This window comes from candidate division WOR-3 bacterium (assembly GCA_016867815.1).
In the GTDB taxonomy this organism is placed as follows: domain Bacteria; phylum Hydrothermota; class Tepidihabitantia; order Tepidihabitantales; family Tepidihabitantaceae; genus UBA2258.
Map to the genome: position 1 here is coordinate 1 of VGIR01000052.1, position 23047 is coordinate 23047.

The 23047-nt window shown below is 62.9% G+C and carries 14 protein-coding genes; 8 read left to right on the top strand and 6 right to left on the bottom strand.

From position 1 onward, the window contains the following. The first annotated feature begins 253 nt into the window (after positions 1-253). The 5 genes from FJY68_08890 to FJY68_08910 all read left to right on the top strand — a co-directional run bounded on the left by FJY68_08890 (position 254) and on the right by FJY68_08910 (position 5375). The gene (locus FJY68_08890) at positions 254-1843 is read left to right on the top strand and encodes a DUF2271 domain-containing protein (protein MBM3331948.1); all 1590 of its coding nucleotides are present in this window, start codon (positions 254-256) and stop codon (positions 1841-1843) included. A gap of 161 nt (positions 1844-2004) precedes the next feature. Then, on the top strand, positions 2005-2532 hold the full coding sequence (locus FJY68_08895) for a GNAT family N-acetyltransferase (protein MBM3331949.1): 528 nt from the start codon (positions 2005-2007) through the stop codon (positions 2530-2532). A gap of 267 nt (positions 2533-2799) precedes the next feature. Further along, positions 2800-3474, top strand: coding sequence for an iron-binding protein (locus FJY68_08900; protein ID MBM3331950.1), 675 nt, complete (start codon positions 2800-2802; stop codon positions 3472-3474). Positions 3475-3517: 43 nt separating this feature from the next. Next, positions 3518-4312, top strand: coding sequence for a J domain-containing protein (locus FJY68_08905; GenBank protein ID MBM3331951.1), 795 nt, complete (start codon positions 3518-3520; stop codon positions 4310-4312). A gap of 370 nt (positions 4313-4682) precedes the next feature. Continuing rightward, the gene (locus FJY68_08910) at positions 4683-5375 is read left to right on the top strand and encodes a hypothetical protein (GenBank protein ID MBM3331952.1); all 693 of its coding nucleotides are present in this window, start codon (positions 4683-4685) and stop codon (positions 5373-5375) included. 113 nt (positions 5376-5488) lie between these two features. Here FJY68_08910 and FJY68_08915 read toward each other — a convergent pair whose 3' ends face one another. The 4 genes from FJY68_08915 to FJY68_08930 all read right to left on the bottom strand — a co-directional run bounded on the left by FJY68_08915 (position 5489) and on the right by FJY68_08930 (position 12509). Next, entirely contained in the window at positions 5489-5791 is a 303-nt protein-coding gene (locus FJY68_08915) for a hypothetical protein (protein ID MBM3331953.1), read from the bottom strand. Positions 5792-5800: 9 nt separating this feature from the next. Further along, on the bottom strand, positions 5801-7180 hold the full coding sequence (locus tag FJY68_08920; GenBank protein ID MBM3331954.1) for a hypothetical protein: 1380 nt from the start codon (positions 7178-7180) through the stop codon (positions 5801-5803). 9 nt (positions 7181-7189) lie between these two features. Then, complete coding sequence (locus FJY68_08925; protein ID MBM3331955.1) at positions 7190-9724, bottom strand: hypothetical protein; 2535 nt, start codon at positions 9722-9724, stop codon at positions 7190-7192. Positions 9725-9992: 268 nt separating this feature from the next. Continuing rightward, positions 9993-12509 (bottom strand): M28 family peptidase, encoded by a 2517-nt coding sequence (locus tag FJY68_08930; GenBank protein MBM3331956.1) that lies wholly within the window; start codon positions 12507-12509, stop codon positions 9993-9995. Positions 12510-12648: 139 nt separating this feature from the next. Here FJY68_08930 and FJY68_08935 point away from each other — a divergent pair, with 139 nt between their 5' ends. Further along, complete coding sequence (locus tag FJY68_08935; GenBank protein ID MBM3331957.1) at positions 12649-13974, top strand: PDZ domain-containing protein; 1326 nt, start codon at positions 12649-12651, stop codon at positions 13972-13974. 144 nt (positions 13975-14118) lie between these two features. Next, complete coding sequence (locus tag FJY68_08940) at positions 14119-14970, top strand: GNAT family N-acetyltransferase (protein ID MBM3331958.1); 852 nt, start codon at positions 14119-14121, stop codon at positions 14968-14970. Positions 14971-15454: 484 nt separating this feature from the next. Here the strand turns inward: FJY68_08940 and FJY68_08945 are convergent, their stop codons facing one another. Beyond that, positions 15455-16507 (bottom strand): hypothetical protein, encoded by a 1053-nt coding sequence (locus tag FJY68_08945; protein ID MBM3331959.1) that lies wholly within the window; start codon positions 16505-16507, stop codon positions 15455-15457. 313 nt (positions 16508-16820) lie between these two features. Between FJY68_08945 and FJY68_08950 the strand changes: the two genes are divergently transcribed. Continuing rightward, positions 16821-18851 carry an ATP-dependent helicase gene (locus tag FJY68_08950; GenBank protein ID MBM3331960.1) on the top strand — a complete coding sequence of 677 codons (2031 nt, stop codon included), beginning with the start codon at positions 16821-16823 and terminating at the stop codon, positions 18849-18851. Positions 18852-19531: 680 nt separating this feature from the next. Here the strand turns inward: FJY68_08950 and FJY68_08955 are convergent. Beyond that, positions 19532-22795 (bottom strand): T9SS type A sorting domain-containing protein, encoded by a 3264-nt coding sequence (locus FJY68_08955; protein MBM3331961.1) that lies wholly within the window; start codon positions 22793-22795, stop codon positions 19532-19534. Positions 22796-23047: the final 252 nt, after the last annotated feature.

Sequence of the window (23047 nt, forward strand, 5' to 3'; positions counted from 1 at the left end):
CAAGGTCGCGTAGAGGACAGGCTACAAACAGGTCCTCTTGCCAGCGGTCTTGATGTCCAATCAAGGTCGGGCTCCTTTCGGTGGCATCCAACCTTCAGACGGCTGACATACTTACATGGTTGCATCAAAAGAGGGTTTTTCAACAGCCCCACAGTCACCTATTACGGAGCGATGTCAAGGCGCGACGGGTGAGGACGGTGAGATGGACTTCGACACTTTCAGTCGTGTTGGCCGAGCATAGGGAGGAACAGGTATGAGGATAGCGAAGCTGCTGATTGCCGTGGTACTCGCCTGCGCGGGCGGCGGCAAGGTTGACAGGTACGTGAAGGAGGCCGGCGCGTTCGCGAAGTCGGACAAGGCGGATAGCGCGGTCTTGGTCATGCGGCAGGCAGTGAAGGAATACCCGCGGAGCACCCGCGCCCATGCCTACCTGGGCCTCTACCTCGGGATGTCGGCGGGCCGCACGCGTGACTTCTCGGAGGCCAGCACACTGATACAATCCGCGTTCGCCCAGCTCGACCAGGCCGCCGCGATCGACTCGCTCGACATCGACACCCGGTACGTTCGCGGCCTGCTGAGCGTGCAGGTGCCGGACTTCTTCCTGCGGCTGGAGCCGGGCGTGCGCGACCTAGAGTTCATCCTCACCCGCTCCGAGAAGACTGGAAAGCCGCTGGACGAGGAGCGGCTGGTGAGCGTCTGGTCGTTGCTCGGCAGCGGGTACCAGAAGCAGGAGAGGATGGACAAGGCGGCGCAGGCGTGGCAGCGGGTAGTTGAGTTCGCTACCGATACCGCGGTCGTGGCCCAGGCCAGGGCCCGGCTGGCGGCAATCGGCGCGATGCCGGCGGAGTCGTCCGACCTGCCTGACGACCCGGCGGCGTTGTGGGAGCTGGGCCGGAGCCGGATCGCTGCCGGAGACACGAGCGGCGCAGTCGGGCCGCTGCGCAAGGCGGCCGGCCTCGACTCGACGAATCTCGAAGGTCTGAGGCTGCTCGCCGGTGTGCTCCATCGCGTGGTCGCGTTTGGCTATGACGAACGCATCGCGCTCAACACTGACTTGCGCACGCGGCTAGCATTCGAGTATTACCACGTTCTGGATCGGATGGTCGGACTGTCGCCAGAGGATATCGAACTCCGGCTGACGCGCGGTGCAGCCGGCGTCAACACACCTTTCTTCGTCGGCAAGCTCGACGCGGCGATCAAGGACCTGGAAGCCGTGGTTGCGGCGTGCACGAGCAGCGAAACCAAGGCCGAGGCGCTGTACCTGATGGGGCGCGCGTACCGGCAGAAGGGGACGAGCTACTGGGTCAATGTCGCGACCAAGTTCGGGAAGACCGGGGCGGCAAAGGAAGTGCTCGCTGCGATGCGGCCCCCGCTGGCTGAGTTCGATCCGGCCAAGGTCGAGAAGCCGGTAGTGGTGGTCAGCTTCGTGCTCGGATTCCAGGACGAGCTGGCGCCCCAGACCGCAGTCTGGGTTGAGGACGATAAGGGCGGATATGTCAGGACGCTGTACGTCTCCGGGTTCAGCGGTCACGCCAAGAAGGCTCAAGTGGACCTGCCGTTCTGGGCCCGCAGCTCGGAATTCCGCAGCTGCGATGCCGTGACCGGTGCGAGCATCGACCTCGGTCAGCATATCTACACGTGGGACTTGAAGGACCTTGACGGCAGAACGGTGCAGCCCGGGAACTACGTGATCAAGGTGGAATCGTCGTGGTGGCCCAGCATGAAAGCTGATGTCGCCTCGGTGCAGCTCGCCGTCGGTGGGCGAGAAGCTCGTGCTCGCGCCGAACCCAGAGACCTCATTCCGTTCCTGGACGCGCACTTCATACCGCGGAATTCGGAGTAGGACCAGGAGCTGACCTGGGACAATACACCCCGTTCAGTGACTGTGGCCAGCGCATGGTGACACTTCAGATTGCAGGTTGAAGATTGCAGACGTGTGGGCGAGGCGCGACAGGGAGAACCAACGGCTTGCAGCCGGCAGTCTGAGCGGATGAGTTGAGCACCGTGTCAACCGGTAGCGACAAGTTCGAGCCGCCGAAGGACCGAAAGCGGCTTCGCATGGTTCTCGACCTCGGCACCGCTTCAGGTCTCTCCGACATTGCCTGTCGGACGGCAGCCCCGTCGGACAAGGAGGCGCTGGCCGCGCTGATGCTGGATGCCTACCGCGGTACGATTGACTACGACGGCGAGACGCTCGACGACGCGCTCCGGGAGATTGGCCATGTGTACGCAGGCTCCTACGGCCGATTCCTGGGAGACTGCTCGTTTGTCCTTGACGGTGAGGCAGGACTCAGCTCGGCCTGCCTGGTGACGCTGTTCAACGAGGGCGAGCCTGACGAGACTCCGCTTCTGGCCTTTGCGATGACCCGCAAACGCGACCAGCGCCGGGGTTTGTCGTCAGCGCTCATTCTCCGCTCGGTCGATGCCCTCTCCGGGCTGGGCTATTCCCGTCTCTCGCTCGCGGTCACGGCTGACAACTTGCCGGCCTGCCGCCTCTATGAAAGGCTCGGCTTTCGTCCTTGGCGACGATGAGCGATGAATGATGAGTGTGGAGAGATGAGCACGGAGCCTTGGTCGCCGGTGTTTCTCTTCCATGGAGGCTGAGTTTGTGTTGCCGGGCCGATTGGAGAGGCTGAGGCCGACGGCTGGTTAGGACATGGCTGAATTCCAGGTGTCGGCCGCCGTCCGGTCAGTTTGACTGGGGGAATCCACACCGCATAATCGCTGGTGCCCACCAAGAGAGCAAACCGCAGAGTTCGGCGCTCGTCGTCGAAGCGTGTTCCGGTGAAGAAGGGCAGGATAGTAGTATCGAAGAACGGGCCGTATCTCGTCTCGGGCGACCTGCCGTTGCGGAAGGAGATCTCGGTCGTTGGCGTGGAAGGAGAACCGGAGAAGTGGCGCAAAGGCGGCAAGTACCGGGTCGGGCCGAGCTACAGACTGTGCCGCTGTGGTCGTTCAGAAGAGAAGCCCTTCTGTGACGACGCGCACGCCCGCGTCCGCTTTGACGGCTCCGAGAAGGCCAGCCGCAGGTCCTTCGACGAGCAGGCTGAGACGACGCGGGGACCTGCAATCGACCTCAAGGATGCAGAGTCGCTATGTTCCTACGCCCGCTTCTGTCACCCCAGGGGCGGAACCTGGGAACTGACCCTGAATTCGGATGACCCCGCGAAGAGGAAGAGCGCGATTCGGCAGGCCGGCAACTGCCCTTCGGGCAGATTGGTGGTTTGCGACAGGAAAACAGGCAAGCCGATCGAGCCGAAGTACAGACCTTCGCTCAGTCTGACGGAGGACCCGCAGGTGAAGGTGAGTGGACCGATCTGGGTTAAGGGTGGCGTCCCGATAGAGTCTGCAGACGGCCGGGCCTACGAACTGAGGAACCGGGTGACGCTCTGTCGCTGCGGCGGGTCGAAGAACAAGCCGTACTGCGACGGCACCCACATCCGAACCGGGCTCCGGGACGGCGGCAGGGCGTGACTGGACACCCGATCTCAACTGAAGGCTCACTGCCCGAGGCCCTGTGAAGAACCCGCTCGACTCGACATTCGATAAGAAGGACCCATACAAGATCCTGGGCGTGACGGCCGGTGCGTCTCCTGCCGACATCCGCCGGGCCTACCTGGGTCTGGCCCGGTGCAACCATCCCAACCTCTTTGCCACGGACGCGGAGAAGTACCGCACCTCGACCGAGTTGATGCAGGACATCAACGCCGCCTACGAGTTGCTCAGCGACCCGGGCCGGCGGGAACTCTGGAACCGCCAGCACGCGGTTGTGCCGAGCCCGGGGCGGGCGACGCGCCGGGAGCAGGAACTGAGGAAGTACTATGATGCCCAGTTGCTCCAACGCGTCATCCGGATGTACAACGGGTTCGTGAGTTCGCTGCTTACCGCCGAAGAGCGACTGAGGGCGACCCGGAGGATTGAGAAGTTCCAGGTCAGTCGGGCCGGCTCCGCGTACATAAGAGAGCTGGCCACCCGGCACTACCGCGAAGTTATGGAGTTTCTTAAGTCAGACAAGCGGATTTCCGTCTATGACGACGGGCTGGTCGAGATCATGCTGCTCTACAAAGGTGCGTTCGAGGTTTCGCCCGGGAGCGTTTTCGTAACCTATGCCTACATCTGCTACCGGGACAACCACGGCAGGATTCCGGCCGGACTCGACGCCAGGCCGACACCGCAACCGGGCACGGGTGACGGAGTGATCCGGCTGCGATTGCCGGGGCCGCGTTGTGACTCGGCGTCGAAGCCGACAAAGGGACTCGGGACCCAGGTCTGGGAATGGCTCATGGCCAAGCCCGGCGACCACCGTCCATGAGGAATCCGGATCCGCACGACTCCGGGCACGACGAGAGCAGGGCAGACGACAAGACTCGCTCTCCGGCGTGACGGGAAGATGGCTTGTGGGATTGAGATAGTCGATTGCCCACTGGCGGCGTCGTCGCACGGGCATTCGCAGCGAGCAATCGAAAGCAGACGGCCGTGAGGTGACTCGGGATTGCCGCGTCGAGGTGTCGGGCGCATTCTGTCTCCGGCTGTCCCTCGCAGCGCACCTGGGTCTTCGAGCCACAACTGCAGTTGAAGTGAAGAGAGCCCGGCGCGGTCAGTCTGTGCTAGAGCCTGGGCTGTGGCTCCGGGAATAGAGCCGCCTGTGGCTTGTATATAGGGTGATGTTTACAGGAGGTTCTATGAACCGCATACTGATTCCGTTGGCGCTGGCCGGCCTGGTGGCCGGGTGCTCTATGCCCAGTCTGTTCGGGCAGCAGGCGAGCGAACCGGTCGCGTCTGAACCCGCAAGGACAACGGTTGTGCGCGAGGTGTATCACGAGACTCCGGTCTACTATGTGGATACGGTGTACATGGCAGAGGAGCCCGCGCCGGTACAGCCGGTCTACGTGGAGGAGCACAACGAGTACAGTGAATACAACGAATACAACCAGTACAACCAGTACAATCAGTACAACGAGCACAGCGAGACCTACGTCTACGTGCGCGAGCACGGAAAGAGACCGTCCTCGCGTCACTACGAGCCGGGGTCGCATCGAGAGCGCGGGCAGCAGCCGCGAGACCGGCGAGGCAGTGGTGGTTCGCCAGGAGACCGGAATCAACCGAGCGATCCGGAGGGACCACGCACGATCAATCCGCGGCCCCCGGTGAAGAAGGTGAACGTGCCGGCTGTGAACGAGCACAGGCAATCGCCGGTACCGCCGACACAGCCGACGCCGCCGCCGCACCAGGCTCCTGCGCCGGACGGCAGCGTCCAGGTCAAGCCGGCTCAGAACGAAGCACCGAAGCAGGCTCCCGCGTCCAAGATCGAGAGACCGCAGGCGCCGTCCTCTGATGGCGTCCAGATCGGCCTGGCTCAGGCAGGCCGGAAGTGAGGCCCGCCCAGGCTTAAGACCGACAGCATTCGTGAAGCAGAGGCGGGCGAACCCCGCCTCTGCTCGTCCTTCGGGTTTGCGCGCGACGGAGCAAGCCCGAATTCCTCGTGCTGCTAAATCAGGTGCACTGCGGGAGTGACGTAGTGGTAGCGGTGCGGTCCCGGGTGCTGCCCGGTGAGGGATATCCCGGGAATGACGTAGTGGTAGCGGAATGGCGGTGGAGATACCAGAACGGCCAGGATACTGTGGGCGAGGGCCGGCGCAATCCCCGCGGTTGTTTGTGCGCGAGCCCCTGCGGCTCCCGACACCGTAGTGCCGGGCGAGCCGCTCAGGGCCGTTGCGCCACCGAGCCTCCGGGCATCGGCCTGCGGGGCGGCCAGTATGCAGACTAGGCATATCAGGATGCAGGTACGCATTTTCTCCTCCTACTTTAGCTTGATGACCTTGCGTCCGGGTGATTCCACCCAGCGCTGATTGCCTGATTCCGAACGACATCCTATGTAGTACACGCCGGCAGCGAGGCGCGAGACATCGTTCGCGCCGGGCGTGAGACCGAGGACGGTTCGGCCATCGATTGAGAATAGCGAATAGCGAGCAGGGAACGAGGGTGGTGGAAGAAAGAGCACGTTGCGAGCGACGGTCGCCTGGGAGCGGATCTCCGCTGGCCACGGCAAGGGCCTGTCTTCGATGCCGGCTGCCCAGTCCAGCAGCGCGGGTGCGATGACACCCAGGATCGAGCCGTGGGCGGCTCCGACGTTACACAGTACGACCACGCCGGTGTTGTCGGGACGGCAGAAGCCGATCCAGGTGCTGATGCCGTTCCACGCCCCGCCGTGAGACCAGACCTCGTGCTGCCCGATGTATTCGTGAAACCAGACCAGCCCGATCCCGACCGGGTGTTGGACCGTGGTCATCATCGCCACCGTAGTGCTGTCGAGCACCCTCGTGCCGTCCAACTCGCCCCAGCCAAGCATCATGCTCAGGAACCGGCCAAGCTGCGCTGCGCTTGACTTCATCGTGCCTGCCGGCACGTCGGGCAGGCTCTGGTGCCCGAAGCGCGAGTACTGACCTCCGGAGAATCTGTAGGGCATCGCCATTGAGTTGGTGTCGATGTCGCGGAAGTACCAGACGGTCCGCTCCATCCCCAGCGGCAGGAAGAGCGAGTCGCGCGTGTAGTGGTGGAAGCTGTCGGACAGCGTTTCGACCAGGTAGCCGGCAAGCGCGATGGCGAGGTTGCTGTAGCTGAACTCACCACCCGGCGGCCACGAGCAGAAGTTGTTCGCGCTGTCATAGAACTCGCCGCCCGGCACGAGGTACCCTTCTACGAATCGGCGCAGGCCCACGTCCGGGTCGCCCTGACGCTGCAGCGCCTGGAAGGTCGGCCAGTAGTCAGCAATGCCTGATGTGTGCGTCAGCAGCATCCGGAACGTGATGGGGGCAGACCGGTAACTGGGGTGGCGGACTGCGAACGGCAGGCTGGCATTGATGTTGTCATCGAGTCCGAACACACCCCGCTCGCACAACTGCATCAGCGCCGTGGCGGTTGCGGTCTTGGACACCGAGGCCAGGTCGAACACGGTCGAGTCAACCACGGGGATGCTGTCTTCCAACCGGGCAAAGCCGTACTCGCCGTGCCAGGTCAGTTCACCGCCGCGGACCACGCAGGCAGCCAGGCCCGGTATATGGTAGGTGGCCATCTCGGCCTGGATAAGCGAGTCGAGTTCGGGTGCGGTCGAGTTGCGACGCGGCACTGCGAGAACCATGCTGATGATCGCCAGAGCCGCCAGCAAGATTGAGAGACGCATTCCGGCCTCCTATTCCGCAACCACGACTTTGCCGGTATGACCTTCGTCTCGGGCAGAGTTGCGTCTGACAAAGTAGACTCCCGGCACCAGCGACCGTACATCGTTCGCACCCGGCCGCAGTTCCATGACCTTGCGGCCGGTGGCATCCAGCATCCAGCAGGGGCGCTTCGGATCCGAGGACTCGGGCAGGAAGAGCAGATCGCGGACGACGGTTGGGAATCGGCTGGCAGTTCGCAGTCTGTCGGGTGGCCGATCGCTCGTTCCGGCGTGCGGCGAGAGCGTTGCCCAGATGCGCGGGCTGTTGTAGGGCACATCGTCCACGACACCGGTCCATCCGCTGCAGGCGAGCAGCATCTTGCCGCCGCTGCCACGGGCGAGGACCGGGTTGACCTGGTAGCCCTGCTGGGTGACCGCGGCAAACGTGTCCAGCACCGTTCCCTCGCGGGTTACCCGCGCACCGTAGAGGTCCCGCTCTCCGTTGCGCTCGTCCTGCCAGACGACGAGGAAGTCGGTCCCGTCGTACTCGATCGTCGGGCAGTCCTGTGCCCCCGGCGCACGGCAGATCTCGAGGCCGACGGTATCCAGCACGGTGCCGTTTCCGGTGACACGCGCGCCATAGATGTCGCGGTCAGCGTTTCGCCAGTCAGACCAGACGACAAAGAAGCCGTCGTCGCCCGATGCGGCTGCCGGCTGTTGCTGCGTGCCCGTGGCCGTAGATACGGCCAGGCCGCCGGTATCGAGCACGACTCCTTGACGGCTGACCCGCGCGCCGTAGATGTCCCTGACTCCAACATCCTGGTCCTGCCACAGTACGAGGTAGTCTGTGCCGTTGCAGGCAACTGCGGGCGTGACTTGGTCGCCGGACGAAGTGCACACAGCTACGCCCGCGGTGTCGAGTACGGTTCCGCTCTGCGAGACGCGTGCGCAGTAGATGTCGTAGCTGCTGTTGCGCCAGTCCTGCCACGCGACCAGGAAGTCGGTGCCGTCGCTACTGACTTCCGGCGCGCACTGCTCCCACGGCGAGCCCGATACCAAGATACCGGCGGTGTCGAGAACCACGCCGTCGTGGTCTACCCGCGCGCCGCAGACGTCCCGCTCACGGTACTTCCCTTCCTCCCAGACTACCAGGGAATTCGCGTCGCCGTGCGCCGCCGCTGGAACGGTCTGTTCGCCGCCCGACGGCGAAATCCGGACAACGGTCGAATCGATCACCCTTCCTTCGGGCGTTACCCTGACACCGTAGATGTCACAGGTGCCGGCGCGGCTTTCCCCCCAGACGACCAGGAAGTCCGTTGCGCCGAACGCCGCATCCGGCAGCTTCTGCGAGACGGCGGCGTTCGATACGGGGATGCCCATCGGATCCAGCGCGTTGCCGTCCCCATCAACGCGTGCCACAGAGACACTATGATCTGCCATGCCGGCCCGCACGTCGTTCCACGCTACCACGCGGTGCATGCCGTCGAACGCGATGGCGGGACTACCGGCGTACTCGCCGCCCCGGGAGATATGGAATCCGGGCACGTCGATCACGGTTCCGTCAGTTGCGACGCGCCCGCCAAACACATTGCCGTGGGCGACGGCGTCGGTCCACACGACCAGGTACTGCGTTCCGTCGAACGCGATCTTGGGATCGAACTCGTACCACGTGCTCGTCGCGACAGCGAACCCGGCCGAGTCCAGCACCTCGCCGTCGTGCGTGATGCGGGAACCGTAGATGTCAGTAGTGGGGCCGCCGCGCCTGTCTTCCCAGACGACCAGCGCCTCGTCAATGCCGAGCGCAATCGCGGGGCTGCCCTGCCAGTCCTGCGCCAGGGAGATTGGGAAACCCGCGGAGTCCAGCAGCGTGCCTTCCGAATCAACCCGCGCGCCGTATATGTCGCCGTACGGGCTGTTCCGGGTGTCCGCCCAGACGAGTTGCACGTTCGACCCATCGTAGCACACGGCCGGGGCTGTCTGGTCGGCCGAGTCCGTCAGCAGCGCGATGCCTGACGGGTCAAGCACCGAACCGTCCTGAGTGACTCGCGCGCCGTAGATGTCGGCGCCTACGCTCCGCAGATCGCTCCATACCACGAGGTAGTTCGTACCGTCGAACGCAATCGCCGGTTCGCCCTGATACCCGGACGCAGTTGAAACCGGTATTCCCTCCGGGTCGAGAACCGAACCGTCAGAAGTCACGCGGCAGACGTAGATATCCCCCGAGTCAGCGCGCAGGTCAGTCCAGGCGACGAGGTAGTCGGTGCCGTCGGAGGAGACCGCGGGAAGCGTCTGCAAGTTCGCAGCCGCCGATATCACCAGTCCGGCCGCGTCGAGAACCGTGCCTGACGCGGACTGTCCGACGAATCGGGTACCGTAGATGTCTGAGCTTGAGCCGCTGCGCTCGTCGGCCCAGGCAATCAGCGAGTTTGCGCTGTTGGATGCCATCGCAGCGTGGAGCTGATTCTGCTCGGCTGGTGCGTAGACGACCCCGGGGTCGACCATGAACTCACCAGTATTGGCGCTGGCCAGAGCAGTTGCGGCCAGCATCGCCAAGGTGCTCAGTCTCATTCCTTCCTCCTGGTTCGTGGGACGGCGCGTTGCTGCCTATCTCTCGGGGATCAGTGAACTTCCCTTTCATATGCTCATCGATTGGAGGGCAGCGGGATGTTGCCTTCTCTTGCGTATAGGCCGGCCGCTCCGCCGGCTCACCGCGGCTTGGATTCGGAGCCGGCTGCCGACCAACGCAGTATGCCGTCCCGGCTACTGTTGTTTGGACGAGCGCGGTCAGCGGATTGTTACGCTGACCGCGCGTTGGGGGACTTCGGTCGCGTGCGTTCTACCTTGTCACCACGACCTTCCGGATCGCTCGGGCGCCGGTCTCGCGCACGAAGTACACTCCGGGCGGCAGCCCACGTACGTCGTTCGCGCCGGGTCGCAGGACCATCACATGCCGTCCCACTGCACTGAGCAGCCGGCTTGTGGCCTGAGGCCTGTGGCTTGAGGCTCCCGGCAGGAAGAGCACGTTGCGCACGACGGTTGGGAGGGTCTGCGTCATTTCCACTTGTGACTTTGCACTTTCCTCAATGCCATACGGCTCGCCGAGGTCAGTCAGCACCTTGATTGCCACCGGTCGGGCCTCGGCATCCTTGGTGTAGTAGAACGGGAAGCCGAAGAAGACTGCCTTGCTATTCCATCGGATGCCGACCGGCCTGCCTTCGAACGAGTCGTTGACGAAGGAGTTGAAGCGCAGGACTGTGTCGGCGTCGAGCACGGCGAATGCGTCGACGTAGGGGAGGCGTCCGTGCGCGGACGGGTAGAGCTTGGCTGAGTCCACCGACACGTCCGGGTATCCTGAGAATCCGGTCGCGCCCTCGAAGTCGAACCATGACTGGTTGAACCCGGCAGTGATGCGCAGGTTGTCGTATGCGAACTGGCCGGGCACGAACGTGAATGGGTACTGGCCGCTGCCGACGAGGGCGAGAACCGGTTTCCAGCCGACAAGCCAGAGCTTTCCGCCGTAGGTCAGGTAGTTCGCGACCCCACCCAGGGCCGGGAGGAGCTGCTGCTGGGAGTAGTCATCTCCGTGCCAGACGATGGTCGAGTATGGGCCGATGTCGCCGGCAAGCGGCACGCCGAGCTGCGTCGCGTCCCAGTCTGTGTAGCCAAAGCCGCGCAGCATCTCGTGATAGAAACCATCGACCTGAGCGTCGGACGGGTTGCCGGGCACGCCGGTGCCATTCCTGGTTTCGTCTACGAGCAGGATGCCGTGGTCCAGGGAAATCGGCTTGCCCCGGGCGAGTGCCGACTGCCGGCTCTCGTTGTCCTGCGTATCTACCGCCGTGACCGCATACCAGTACATCGTGTCGGACAGCAGACCGGAGTCGCGGTACGCCGTGTCGGTGATGACTGAGGCGTTGATGCAGACGAGGTCCGAGGTGTCGGTGCCTCGGTAGAGGTTGTAGCCCGCGAGGTCGAGCTCGCGGTTCTCACGCCACGCTAGTCCCATCCCGAAGTAGAAAGGCATCGCTTGCAGGCTCTCCGGCGCAAGCGGCAACAGGCGTGGCGTCGCACTCGCTTCTACCGACGGCGGGCCCTCGAAACCGTTCGAGTCACGGGCCACGACCACGCCATAGTAGCAGGTGTCGGTCTGGAGTCCGTCTATCTGGTACGAGGTAGCGAGGCCGAGCGATATGGAATCGGTGTAGATACCGGCAGCCTTACCCCAGAGCAGCTTGTACCCGGCAAGGTCGGGCTCCGTGTTCGCCTGCCAGCTTGCGACGAGGCTGGCGCCGCTGCCTGCGTCCTGAAGTGCGAAGCCCGCGGGCGCGAGGGGCGCGACCGCGAGCGAGGCGAGCGTGGCCACTGCCATCCGTGTGACCTCGGCCGCAAGCGGCATCGAGAGGCGATAGAGCGAATCGTGGCTTGTGTGGTACCAGACGTACGGCTCGCTGCCGTATTCGTATCCGGATGTTGCCATGTACCCCTGGGTCTCGAACGAGCGCGAGTCCGAAGGGAAACTGCGGTACGATTCGCTGTGTCCCAGCGACGTGTAGGTCGAGGCAATCTGCGCCTCGTACTGGACGAAGCGCCGGGCCGCGGGCAGCCCTACCAGGCGCACGCCCCAACTGCCGCCCGGCCAGGCAATCATGTCGAAGTTGAAGACGCAGACGATATCGTCACCCCGCGCCCGTGCCTCTCTTGCGTAGTGGTCGGAACCGTTCAGAGCTATGTCCTCGCCGGTGAAGGCGATGAACTTCACCGTGCAGTCGAGGCTCTCGCCGACAAGCACGCGCGCCGCCTCGATGGCGGCACAGGTGCCGGAGCCGTTGTCCTCGCAGCCCGGCGCGAGGCTGTCCGGAATCTCGGAGGTCGCGTCCATGTGGCCGCAGATGATGAGGATCTTCTCCGGGTGTGTCTTGCCGAGTACCGAGCCGACGACGTTCCGCCAGGTGTCGCCCGACGCAGGATACGAGTCGAGTTCAACCGAGTCGAGACCGAGCGACGTGAAGTAGCTCGCCACGTACTCCTCGGCGCGGCGGCAGGAATCAGTGGGCGAATAGCGGGTGGCGAAGTCCTGCAGCCGCTGGAGCCGGGCCTGGATTGAATCCGGGCTGACCTTGGCAATCAGGCGCTGGATGAAGGTGTCTTGAGAAAGAAGTCCGAAGTCCGAATGACAAATGTCGAATGGCGGATTCCGGTCCCAGACAGAGTCCAGGGGCATCGCAGACTGGCCGGAAGACGGGGACTGTACCACGCCAAGTTCGACGTGGGCGCTCCGAGGGGCTGTCCCCAGGTTTCCGGCCGGGGCCGAAGCGGCGAGGACTGCAATGTACAGGAATACGCTTGTTTTCACGAGTCAGTTTCGGCGGTTTGGGCCGCGTGTCAAGCCGGTGCGGGTCTGCCCCTCACCCTCTTCCCGCGGGGGAGAGGGAATGGAGTGAGGGGTAGTCAACTGCGCTTGACAACCGGCGGTTCTCGGGCCAGCATTAGGCATGAGAACAATTGCTGTTGTCCTTCTTCTGTTCCCAGTCCTCGCGCTCGCTCAGAGCTGTCCGGGCTGCCCTAACAGCGGCAAAGAGGCCGAGCCCTGCCACTGGCTGGAGGTCACCGGTATCGTGCCTGACGGGCCGGCGGCAAGGGCCGGAATCCGGGTCGGCGACGCGCTGGCGAGCTATGACGGCAAGCCGATGGGCTGCCGGGCCGAACTGAGCGCAGCGCAGGCAGCGGTGCAGGTTGACTCGGTCGTGGCTTCGTTCCGGCGCGGGAACAAGGAACTGAACTTCGTGCTGCCCAAAGGGAAGCTTGGGATTCACTTCGCCGAGTGGATGAACGACCTGCGGCCCGACTCGGGCGCGAAGCTGATAGCGGGCGTGCCGAACCTGAGCTGGAACGAGATGAACAGCTTCATGGGCGCGCTCCAGGCAGTTGGACACAGGATCGGCGACCATTCGGGTTACGCGTTCCTGTCCGGGGTCTCCGGCGCGGCATTCCGCACCCAGTTCTTTGATACCTGGTGCCCGAGCTCGCCGGACGCGACTGTAGGCTTTGACGCCGGAACGGCCGCCCTGAAGGCGCGGGGGCTGGACGCGACCTGGCTCCACGTATCGAGCGATGGCAAGAACAAACCGCAGATAGTCGCCGCCATCAAGAAGAGCATCGACGCCGGTATGCCGGTCCTGGCCATTGACCTGATTGAGACGCCAGAATGGGGCATCATCATCGGGTACCAGAAGAACGGCGAGGAGCTGCTCTGCCGTACGTACTTCGACAAGCGGAAGGGTTTCGACGTCGCCCGGAAGTTCCCGTTTGCGGTTGCCATACTGAAGCGGGAAGGCAAAGTGCCGGACGATGGAGCGAGCGTCAAGCAGGGTTTCCGCATCGTGGTCGAGAACCTGACGACGCCCAAGTACGGCGAGTACTACTCCGGGCTTGTCGCCTTCGACAAGTGGATGGCGCGGCTGCGCGACGACGACTTCACCCAGCTAGACAGCGCCAAGTTGTCGAACGTGATACAGGCCAACTACTGGACGTTCTCGCGGCTGGTTGCCGACCGGAAGACCGGCATCGAGTACCTTGGCATCGTGGCTCAGCAGATGCCGGGCCTGGAAGCCAAGACTGGAGCAGTGGCGGCGCTGTACCAGCGGGAGGTCGAGATACTGGAGCCGCTGCTCGAAGAAATGCCATGCCCGGGCAGCGTCGTGCCCGGCTGGCTGTGGGAGAAGGCGGACCGGGACAAGGAGATCTCCGCGCTCGCCGCCGCGCGCGCCATCGAGGAACAGGCTCTTCCGCTGTGGAAGGACCTGGCCAAGGCGAAGTGACCGAGACCAAGCACGAATGACGAAGTTCGAAATCCGAATCAAGCTCGAAACGAGGAGAATTCCCAGTTCGGGCTTCGGGCTTCTCCTCATTCACTCGTCATTCTGGTTTCGGACTTCGGGTTTGGCCCTGTCGGGACGTGGAGTATGCTAGAGGGATACCGCCCCGAGTACTTCCGCGAGGTGGCTTCCTTCGCGCGCAGGTGCCCCAACTTCTTCTACGTCACGCTCATCATCAAGGCGCATACGAAGCAGGGCTTCCCCGGTGAGTGCCACGTCTGGCGCGAGGACGGCCGCATCGTCGCCTTCTCCGCCGTCGCGTTCCTGAACCCGGACGACGCCTGGCTCTGGGGGATGAGGGTTGACCCTGAGTTTCGCAACAAGGGCGTGGCCGCCAGGTTCACGGAAGAGCAACTGCGCATCGCCAAAGCGGCCGGCCGCACCTGGGCCGGGCTGAACACACTCGACCACCGCAAGCCCGCGCCAACGTTCCGCGTGATGGAGAAGTTGGGATTCCGGCTGGAGGACACGTATGCGGACGATGTCTACTGGCGCAGGCCCAAACACGTGGCTCGGCCGCGGCTCGCGCCCTTTCGCGACTTCTACAGCCACTCGTCATCGCTTGGCCGCAGGACGTATTTCCACCAGCACCCGGGCTGGTTCTGCTCGCGGCTGATACCGCAGCGTCGGCGGGAAGTGAATCGGCTCGGGTTCACACTCGACGGTGTGCCGCTGATGGTCCGGCGCCGGCGGTACGTAGAGAAGGGCCGGCGCTACTCAGGCGTAACCGTCAACCTGTTCGACCGGCCGCCGGACTTCGCGACGCTCGTGCCGCGACTGCTTGCGCTCGTGCCCAAGCGTGGTCATATGGTCGTGAACTACCCGGTCGAGTGGCAGGACCAGTTCCGTGCTGCAGCAAGGGCCGCGGTTCCGAAGATGAAGAAGAACCGCGGCTACTGGCCCAGTGTCTGGCGCATCTACGGCAAAGAGCTGACGTAGTCGGCAGCTCGCATTCTCGCTTTTCCACGTTTTCCCTTTGGCTTGTTCACATCGTCCGCATTATACAGTTCTGTATAATGCGGGTCACCGGGCTAGAAGTGGCATAAGTGGAACAGGTAGAGGAGGTTGGGGTCATCCTGAGATCAGCCCCGGGGGTCGCCCCGGGGACGGCTCCCAAGGCGGTTCCCGAAGTCATCTGGAAGGGGACTCGGAAGGCGATTCCGACTGCGATATCCGAGGCGATTTGCGCCGCAACTTGCCGGAGGATTCTGAAGGTGACTCAGAACGCAGCGGCCGGAGTCCATCGGAACGCGACTCCCACTACCACCTCCGTCGGCACTCCGAAGGTGATTCGCGGGGCAGCCCGCGGAGCAACTCGCAGGGCAACCTGCAGGATCACTTGCCGGTTTACTCGCAGGGTGACGTGCCGGACCGCATCCGGAGTCCGTTGTCCTGATGGCATGTTGTGGAGAGCGGTGTCCCTCTAGTGCGTCCGGTCGGGCGCGAGCTTCGTGAGGAACATGTGGCCGCTGGTGCCGCTGCCGCTCGGCACGTTGCGCTCCCCGGTGACTATGTACCCGCCATCCCGTGTGCGGCGCACGCACGCAGCGCTGCCATCGAAGAGGGTCAAGGTCCACACCGCTATCGGGCTCGACGTGGCTCGGAGGACGATGGCCTTGGCGTCGTGCTCGGGAGTGACATAGTTGCCGGCCACAACGTAGTCTCCAGCAGCGGTCTGCTCGACCCAATGTCCGCCAGTTGTTGGACCTGCAACCAAGTTGCTTTCATACCACACTCTTGTGCCACTGGCATCGGTCTTGAAGAGGTAGATGAACCCGTAGTCTTCCCGCGGTCCGGTTGCGACATACCCGCCGTCCGGCGTCTGCAACACCGAGTTGGCGCAGACCACGTCGTCGAAAGTCTTCAGCCACTGCTGGTTGCCTTGGGAGTCGACTTTGAGCAGGGTCCGCGTGCCGATGATGTAGCCGCCATCGGACGTCACGCGAATCGAACCCCTGTCGTAGTTCGCCTCCACAATCTCGATCGGGTATCGTCTGAACCACTGGCGTCGACCGAGACCGTCGGTCTTGAAAAGGATGACCGCGTTGTCGCTCAGGATCGTGGTGCCGAGCACGGCGTATCCTCCATCGCTCGTCTGCACTATCGAGTGTCCGCGTGCGCCAAGCCAGAAGTCGGCGCCGCTCACGTCGCTCAGCCAGTCGACGTTCCCTTGTCCATCGATCTTCACCAGGTAGATATCCCAGCGGTCCGGGTCTTCCGAAGGCCCTTCCCCCACCACTATGTACCCGCCGTCAGACGTCTGCTGCCCCGAGTATGCTCGAAGCTGACCAGCGCCGATCAGGATCTTCGTCCAGGTCACGTCTCCGCTCGAGTTGGTCTTGACGAGCAACGTCCTAAGATCGTGTTCGGCGGTGGTTGTCTGCCCTACGACGAAGTAACCGCCATCCGTTGTCTGCTCCACGTACCAGCCCTCGGCATTGCCGTCGCCCGCGAAGGTTCTTGTCCACTGAATCACTGGCGGGTCGATGAAGTAGGGACGGAAGTCAGCTATCGGCCTGGGAGCGACCGAAGGAGAATCGCCGCCCCTCGGTTTCCGCTGCTCTGATCTCCTGCTCGAGCAACCGACAGATGACAAGTCTCCGATCAGAAGCGCAGCGGCAGCTAGTAGGCATGTCACGCGTATCCGTGTCCTCAAACCACTAGCGTGGCCAGAGCCGTTGGGCCGTAGCATGGTGGTGGGAACAGGCTATGGCGCAGATGATGAATGTCAAGCGTTGGTGGACTAGACCCCTTTGGACGTGATTCGAATGCTTTAATCTTGGAGCTCATTGCTGTATACTTCCGCGGTGCCTGAACTTCCCGACTGGCTTTCCGGACTGAATCCGCAGCAGCTCAAGGCCGTCACTCACGGTGACGGGCCGCTGCTCATCATCGCGGGCGCGGGGACGGGTAAGACCAATACGCTCGCGCACCGGGTGGCGTGGCTGATTCACCAAGGAGTGCAGCCCGGACGAATCCTGCTTCTCACCTTCACGCGGCGGGCTGCACAGGAGATGCTTAACCGCGCCCAGTCAGTCACGAAGCAGACAACTGCCAAGGTCTGGGGCGGGACTTTCCACTCGATGGCCAATCGGTTGCTCCGGACCTACGGCCGCGTGGTGGGATTGCAGCCCGACTTTACGGTTATGGACGAGTCCGATTCATCCGACATGCTCGGCCTGATTCGCGCGCAGATGGGCTTGAGCTCAAAGGAAAAACGCTTCCCGCGAAAGGCGACAATCCGTGCTATCTACTCGCGGGTCGTGAACTCGCGCGAGCCGCTGGCAACGGTGCTCAAGAAGGAGTACCCGTGGTGCGTGGAGGCCGAGGAGGGGTTGCGGGCCATCTTCAATACCTATACTAAGCGGAAGGGCGCGCGGCAGGTGCTGGACTACGACGACCTCCTGCTCTTCTGGAATCACGCGCTCGAGGATGCTTCGGTCGCTGATGCGATGGCCGGGCGGTTTGACCATATTCTCGTGGATGAATACCAGGACACTAACATCATCCAGGCCGAGATCCTTCAGCGCCTGCGGCAGAAGAACCGCAACATCACGGTGGTCGGCGATGACGCGCAGTCGATCTACTCGTTCCGCGCCGCGACCATCAAGAACATCCTTGACTTCCCGGACCAGTTCCCCGGCACGACCGTGGTGACGCTGGAGCAGAACTACCGTTCGGTCCAGCCGATTCTCGACGTGGGCAACGCGGTGATGAAGCCGGCGCCGCACCGGTACACCAAGAACCTGACGGCAGTGCGAGATGGCAAGCAGAAGCCGGTGCTTGTCACCTGCCGGGACGAGGATGAGCAGGTGAAGGTCGTCTGCGACCAGATACTTGAGCACCTGGAGCAGGGCATCAAGCTGCAGCAGCAGGCGGTGCTGTTCCGCGCCGGGCATCACTCGGACCAGCTTGAAATCGAGCTGGCCCGGCGCAACATTCCTTTCCATAAGTACGGCGGCCTCAAGTTCCTCGAAGCCGCGCATGTGAAGGACCTGCTCGCGCTCCTCCGCATCCTCGAGAACCCGCGCGACGACATGAGCTGGTTTCGCGTACTGGAGATGCTCGAGGGCGTGGGTCCGAGGACGGTGGAGCGGTTCGTCGCCGACCTCGAGGCGCGCACCTACGATCTCGCCGTACTGGGCCAGATTACCATGCCGGCTGCCGCGCACGACCAGTACCAGGCGCTGGCGCAGACGCTGCTCGCCTTGCGCAAGGAGGAGCTGCCGGTCGCGGTTCAGGTCGAGCGGCTGCGCCGATACTACGAGCCGTTTGTCGCCACTCTCTATGACAACCCGAAGCCGAGGCTGCGCGACCTGGAGCAGCTTGAGGCGGTGGCCCAGAGGTACAAGTCGCGGGCCAACTTCATTTCCGACCTGACGCTCGACCCGCCGGACACGACCGCGGATTTCGCCGGTCCGCCGTTCAAGGACGAGGACTGGCTGGTGCTATCAACCATGCACTCGGCCAAGGGCTGCGAATGGAAGGTGGTCTACGTCATCCACGCGGCCGACGGTATGATTCCCTCGGACATGGCCACCGATGATGACGACAGTGTTGAGGAGGAGCGGCGGCTTTTCTACGTGGCCGTCACCAGGGCGAAGGACTGGCTCTACGTTGTCTTCCCGCTCCGCTACTACTACAAGCGGTATCCGATGGGCGACGCGCACGCCTACGCACAGCTCACCCGCTTCGCGCCGGCCAGTGTTCAGAAACTGATGGACGCGCGCGGCGGCAACTCGCTTGAGGTCCACGATGGCCCGATGACCGACGAGGAAATCCGGGCCAAGATCGCCAAGTACTGGGACCGCAGGTTCTAGCGAAAACGGGGACTGTACCGCGCGTCCTCGCGCTCCTGAGGACTGTCCCCGTCTTCGCGATGCCGCCTCGCGCCGTAGGCGCGGTTGGATTCCACGAAGCATCTCTCGAAGCTCGTCCCGAAGTACCGGCCGAAGCTTCGCGCGCTGCGTACTCACCTGCGCAGGTGAGTACGCAGCTACCTGTATCTCAACCTCTACCTCAACCTCGACCTCAACCTCTGTTCGTCGCTGCTCCGCGCGTTCCTCGCGATGTTGTTCGAGACGTTGCTCCAGAAGAAGTTCATGCCGTTGCTCGGTTCGATGCTCGCGGCGTTGGCTGTTGACATCTAGCTTCTGACCTACGGCTTCTTGGTTCTGCCGCTGCTACCCACCAGGCAGCCTCTGGGCCGCCCACTCCCCGGCAGTATTGTGGTCAGAGACAGCCGGACCACTACATGTAGACGTCGTCTTGCACGTCTATTGTGTCCATTGGCAGACCACAAGGGCGGGCCTTCGCCAGCCACTTCTTGGCCCGGCTTCGACCCCTCTACTCTCGACTTTCCACTCTCGCGCGCTTGCGCGCCAGCACTCGCCGACGGTTCCATCCTGCGTCCGCTAACTCTGCAGCCACGAAACGAGAAGGCTGCCCGCGTTCTCGCGGGTAGCCTTCTCGTGGGGCCGTTTGGCCTATTCGGTGAGAACTACCTCACCAGCAGCATTCTCTTCTGCGCTATCTTGCCGTTCGACTTCAGAACGTAGAAGTACGTACCGGCCGCGACGCTCCGTCCGCGCATGTCGGTGCCCTTCCACACTATCGAGTAGTAGCCCGGCTTCTGCACGGACTGGACCAGCCTTGTCACGTTCCTGCCCGTAACGTCGTAGATGTTGAGTTCGGTGAGCGAGGGAACCGGAAGCGCGTATCGGATGGTCGTCGCCCTACCGAACGGATTCGGCTTGTTCTGATCGAGCGCGAATGCCCTTGGCAGTCCGCTGATCTCTTCCACGCCTGTGAGCGGCTTCAGACGCGTGCGTGCGCGGCCGATTTGCCTGTACTTCTTCTTCTTCTTCGGGGCGAGCGTAGGAGACTCGACCCTCTGCTCATAGATGATGTACTGGCAGTCAGGTGACCAGCATGGATTCTCCCGCTCCGCGTTCGCTTCATGGAGCGCTACCTCAGCGACGGGGTTGATCACGTCCTTGTAGCACACTTGGCTGAACTCGCTCGAGCCCGTTGAATCGACCGGCCACCTGGTGTACGCGATGTACTGGCCGTTCGGCGAGAAGACCGGCGTCCGGCAATCACAAGTCGCATCCGTGATTCTCGACTCCTCGGTCCCGTCCACGCGCATCTTGCACACCTGCCAGAAACCGGACTCGTCGAGCTTTGCGTAGGTCAACCACTGTCGGTCAGGCGAGATGTCCAGATCAGTATTGAGCATATCGTCCGAGGTCAGCCAAGTCTTCTGCCCGGAGGTCACCTTGCGCACCTGGTGTATTCCGTCCCTTAGTCCTATGCACGCGAAGTCGGAATCATTGATCGGCTGCGGCTCAAGGTACTCGTCGGTATCAGGTGTGAGGCAGATGTCTCCGGTGCCGTCGGGCCTCACTCTGTGCACGTTGTGAGCGTGATCGGTCGCGTCCCATTTGTCATAGAGAATCCACGAGTCACCCGCGGACACCTTCGGTCCAAGGACGATGCCTTCGGCCAAACGCAGGGGAGGCATCCCGCTGGCTAGCTTGTAGAGCCCGTCATCCGCCCCCGCAACGAGCCACGCGCCACTGCTTGACCATTCCGGGTCCTCGTATGTGAGGCTATCTGTAGTCAGAGCTTCGGCAGGCCCGCCGGCCGCTGGAATCCTATAGAGACCGATGCAGTCACGAGTGGAGTCATCGGCAGTGTACGCGATCCACAGGCCGGTTGGCGAGTACCGGGGGTTGAACTTGTCAGTCGGGTCAAAGGTAAGCAGATTGCCTGGGTCCAGGCGGTGACCCGAAGGACCTTCCATGGGAACCGACTGGGACGTAGCCGACGCGGCGGCCTCGCCTCCGGCGTCGCCCCTCTTGACGACATAGCCTCCGACCGGCGGAATGTAGCGCCAGAAGTCATCATTCCTGCCTTTGCCGACTCCGCCGTAGATCGAGTGGTTGCAGTAGGCCAGGCAACCGCCGTTTGTGACGCGATAGGGCACGCTTTCCCTGGCCTCCCATGTGTTGCCGGCGATGTCGTACGCATAGAAACTCCGGGTCTCGTTTCCGAAGAACGCGTATATCATGCGGTTGAGTGAGTCGTACGCAAGAGCACCGCCCACATCGACCGCCTCTACGTCCTCCGGCGTCTCGGCAAGCGAGCTCCAGGTGCCCCCGCGTACTCTGAACCGCCAGAAGTTGCGTTGACCATTGCCTTGCAGCGCGTACAAGAAGCTGTCGCGGTCCCACACCAAGCTGCCGCCGTACTTGATGGGCCCCGGCGCCTGCTGACACCAGCCCCACAATCCCGAGGCGGTGTCGTATATGAAGAAGTCCGTCTTTCCATTTCCCCGGAACGCGTAGAAGTGCCCGCCCCCGCCGTAGGCTAGAGCACCTCCTCGGCTGATCCTCTCAGGTGTGCGATTCAACGTGTCCCAGACATCATTGATCTTGTCATATCGATAGAATGACTTGGTGTTCCCTCCCCGAAGGGCGTAGGCGTAGCGCCCAGATCCGGGATATGCCAGACCGGCTCCGGTCCCGAAGCTCTTGATCGTGGGATTCCTGGTGTACCAGCGATCCTCCGAGACAATGTACTTGGCATGCCACGTCTTCTGGCCAGGAACGCAATGGATGCTATTCGAGTCCACTGCGGCAAGGCAAGCGCCATGGTCCATCCCGGCTCCTCCAAAGACGTCGTAAACCTTGACCCAGGTATCCTCAGCGACCTGAAACTCCAAGGCGGCTACATCATTCGCGCTGACCTCATCGTTGGCGATCGCGGACGAGCACCTCGCGACGTGCCTGCCAACGACGGTCAACCAGGCAGGGAACTCCACAAACTCGTAGCTTCTCGCAGGCACATCGACCCGGCACGACTCCTCGTAGATGGCGTCTATCTTGAAGGTAATCAGGATACTTTCGTCAACCTGGCCATGATTCCACACAAAGGCCGACGGCACCACGGTCACGTCCGCGTTGACAACGCCGGTGGGGCACTTGACCTCGGAGACTGACGCGTCACGGGTTCTGGGCGGCTTGGTCCAGAGCCCGACCTCGTCAATACACCAGAACTTGCCACCCTGGACTCTCCCCGTATATACCCACGCAATCCTCACGTCCCGCTGCTCGCGAGCCCAGGGCAGCGCCACCTTGGTGGTGCTGTCGTTCCCGATTTGGTGGTCCCAGGTCAGGCCGTTGTTGGTAGAACCGATGATCTTGGCGCGATTAAGGCCAGGATAGTGAGGGTCAAGGCTCGTCGTACATGACTGTATGAATACGACCGAAGTACACCCTGCCAGATTGGCCCGCGGGCCGATCAGCGTGTCATTGGTTACGCCGTTGATCACGCTCCAATTCAAGCATGCGTAGGGCGTGGAGCGCGAGGTCCACGGCTCTTCTCCTGGTAGCTTCTCCTTCCAGCAGCATGTCCACTGGTGTCTTACCCTGAACTGGTCGTGAGCCTTGCCACCTATCGCGCTGTCTGCTGACCAGAAGTCCTTCGGGTCGTTGCAGTCATTGATGACCTCGGGCACGTGAAAGACGTAGAGTTCCTCCCAGGCTTGGTCGAAGAAGTCGTCGAAGATACCGTAGGGCTTCGGGCGATCGCTCTCCCCGTGCGCCCCATACGTGCCGTCCGGGAACAACTTGCCAGCATGACCGCCCGTGTCTGGATTGGTCCAAATGAAGAAGTGCGGAGTCTTGTTGCCCAGTCCTTGCCGGAGGTCCGCCATGCTGCCTGGCCTCCGCCCATCCTTGGGCCACGTGTCGACGGTCATCTGCAGTTGACTTGCACCATTGTCTAGCAGCGCGTCTATCGACGGGACGGAGGATGTCCCTGTCTTAGTTGAAAATCAGTAGCGGTTCCCCTGCCCGGATGGTAGCATCTGGGTTGTTTGAATGTTATGAAAGGAGAACCGCTGTGAGAAAGTACCGGAGATGGTCGTCGGCTGCAAGTCGGAACGTCAGGTCGGCAGGCAGGCAGGTGCTGGCTTCGCTGGATCAGGAGGATGCCTTGGAGCTATTGCAGG

Coding starts and splice junctions, on each gene's coding strand:
- FJY68_08955 (MBM3331961.1), bottom strand. CDS start 22,795: ATGACCGTCGACACGTGGCCCAAGGATGGGCGGAGGCCAGGCAGCATG.
- FJY68_08935 (MBM3331957.1), top strand. CDS start 12,649: ATGAGAACAATTGCTGTTGTCCTTCTTCTGTTCCCAGTCCTCGCGCTC.
- FJY68_08910 (MBM3331952.1), top strand. CDS start 4,683: ATGAACCGCATACTGATTCCGTTGGCGCTGGCCGGCCTGGTGGCCGGG.
- FJY68_08915 (MBM3331953.1), bottom strand. CDS start 5,791: ATGCGTACCTGCATCCTGATATGCCTAGTCTGCATACTGGCCGCCCCG.
- FJY68_08890 (MBM3331948.1), top strand. CDS start 254: ATGAGGATAGCGAAGCTGCTGATTGCCGTGGTACTCGCCTGCGCGGGC.
- FJY68_08920 (MBM3331954.1), bottom strand. CDS start 7,180: ATGCGTCTCTCAATCTTGCTGGCGGCTCTGGCGATCATCAGCATGGTT.
- FJY68_08940 (MBM3331958.1), top strand. CDS start 14,119: ATGCTAGAGGGATACCGCCCCGAGTACTTCCGCGAGGTGGCTTCCTTC.
- FJY68_08925 (MBM3331955.1), bottom strand. CDS start 9,724: ATGAGACTGAGCACCTTGGCGATGCTGGCCGCAACTGCTCTGGCCAGC.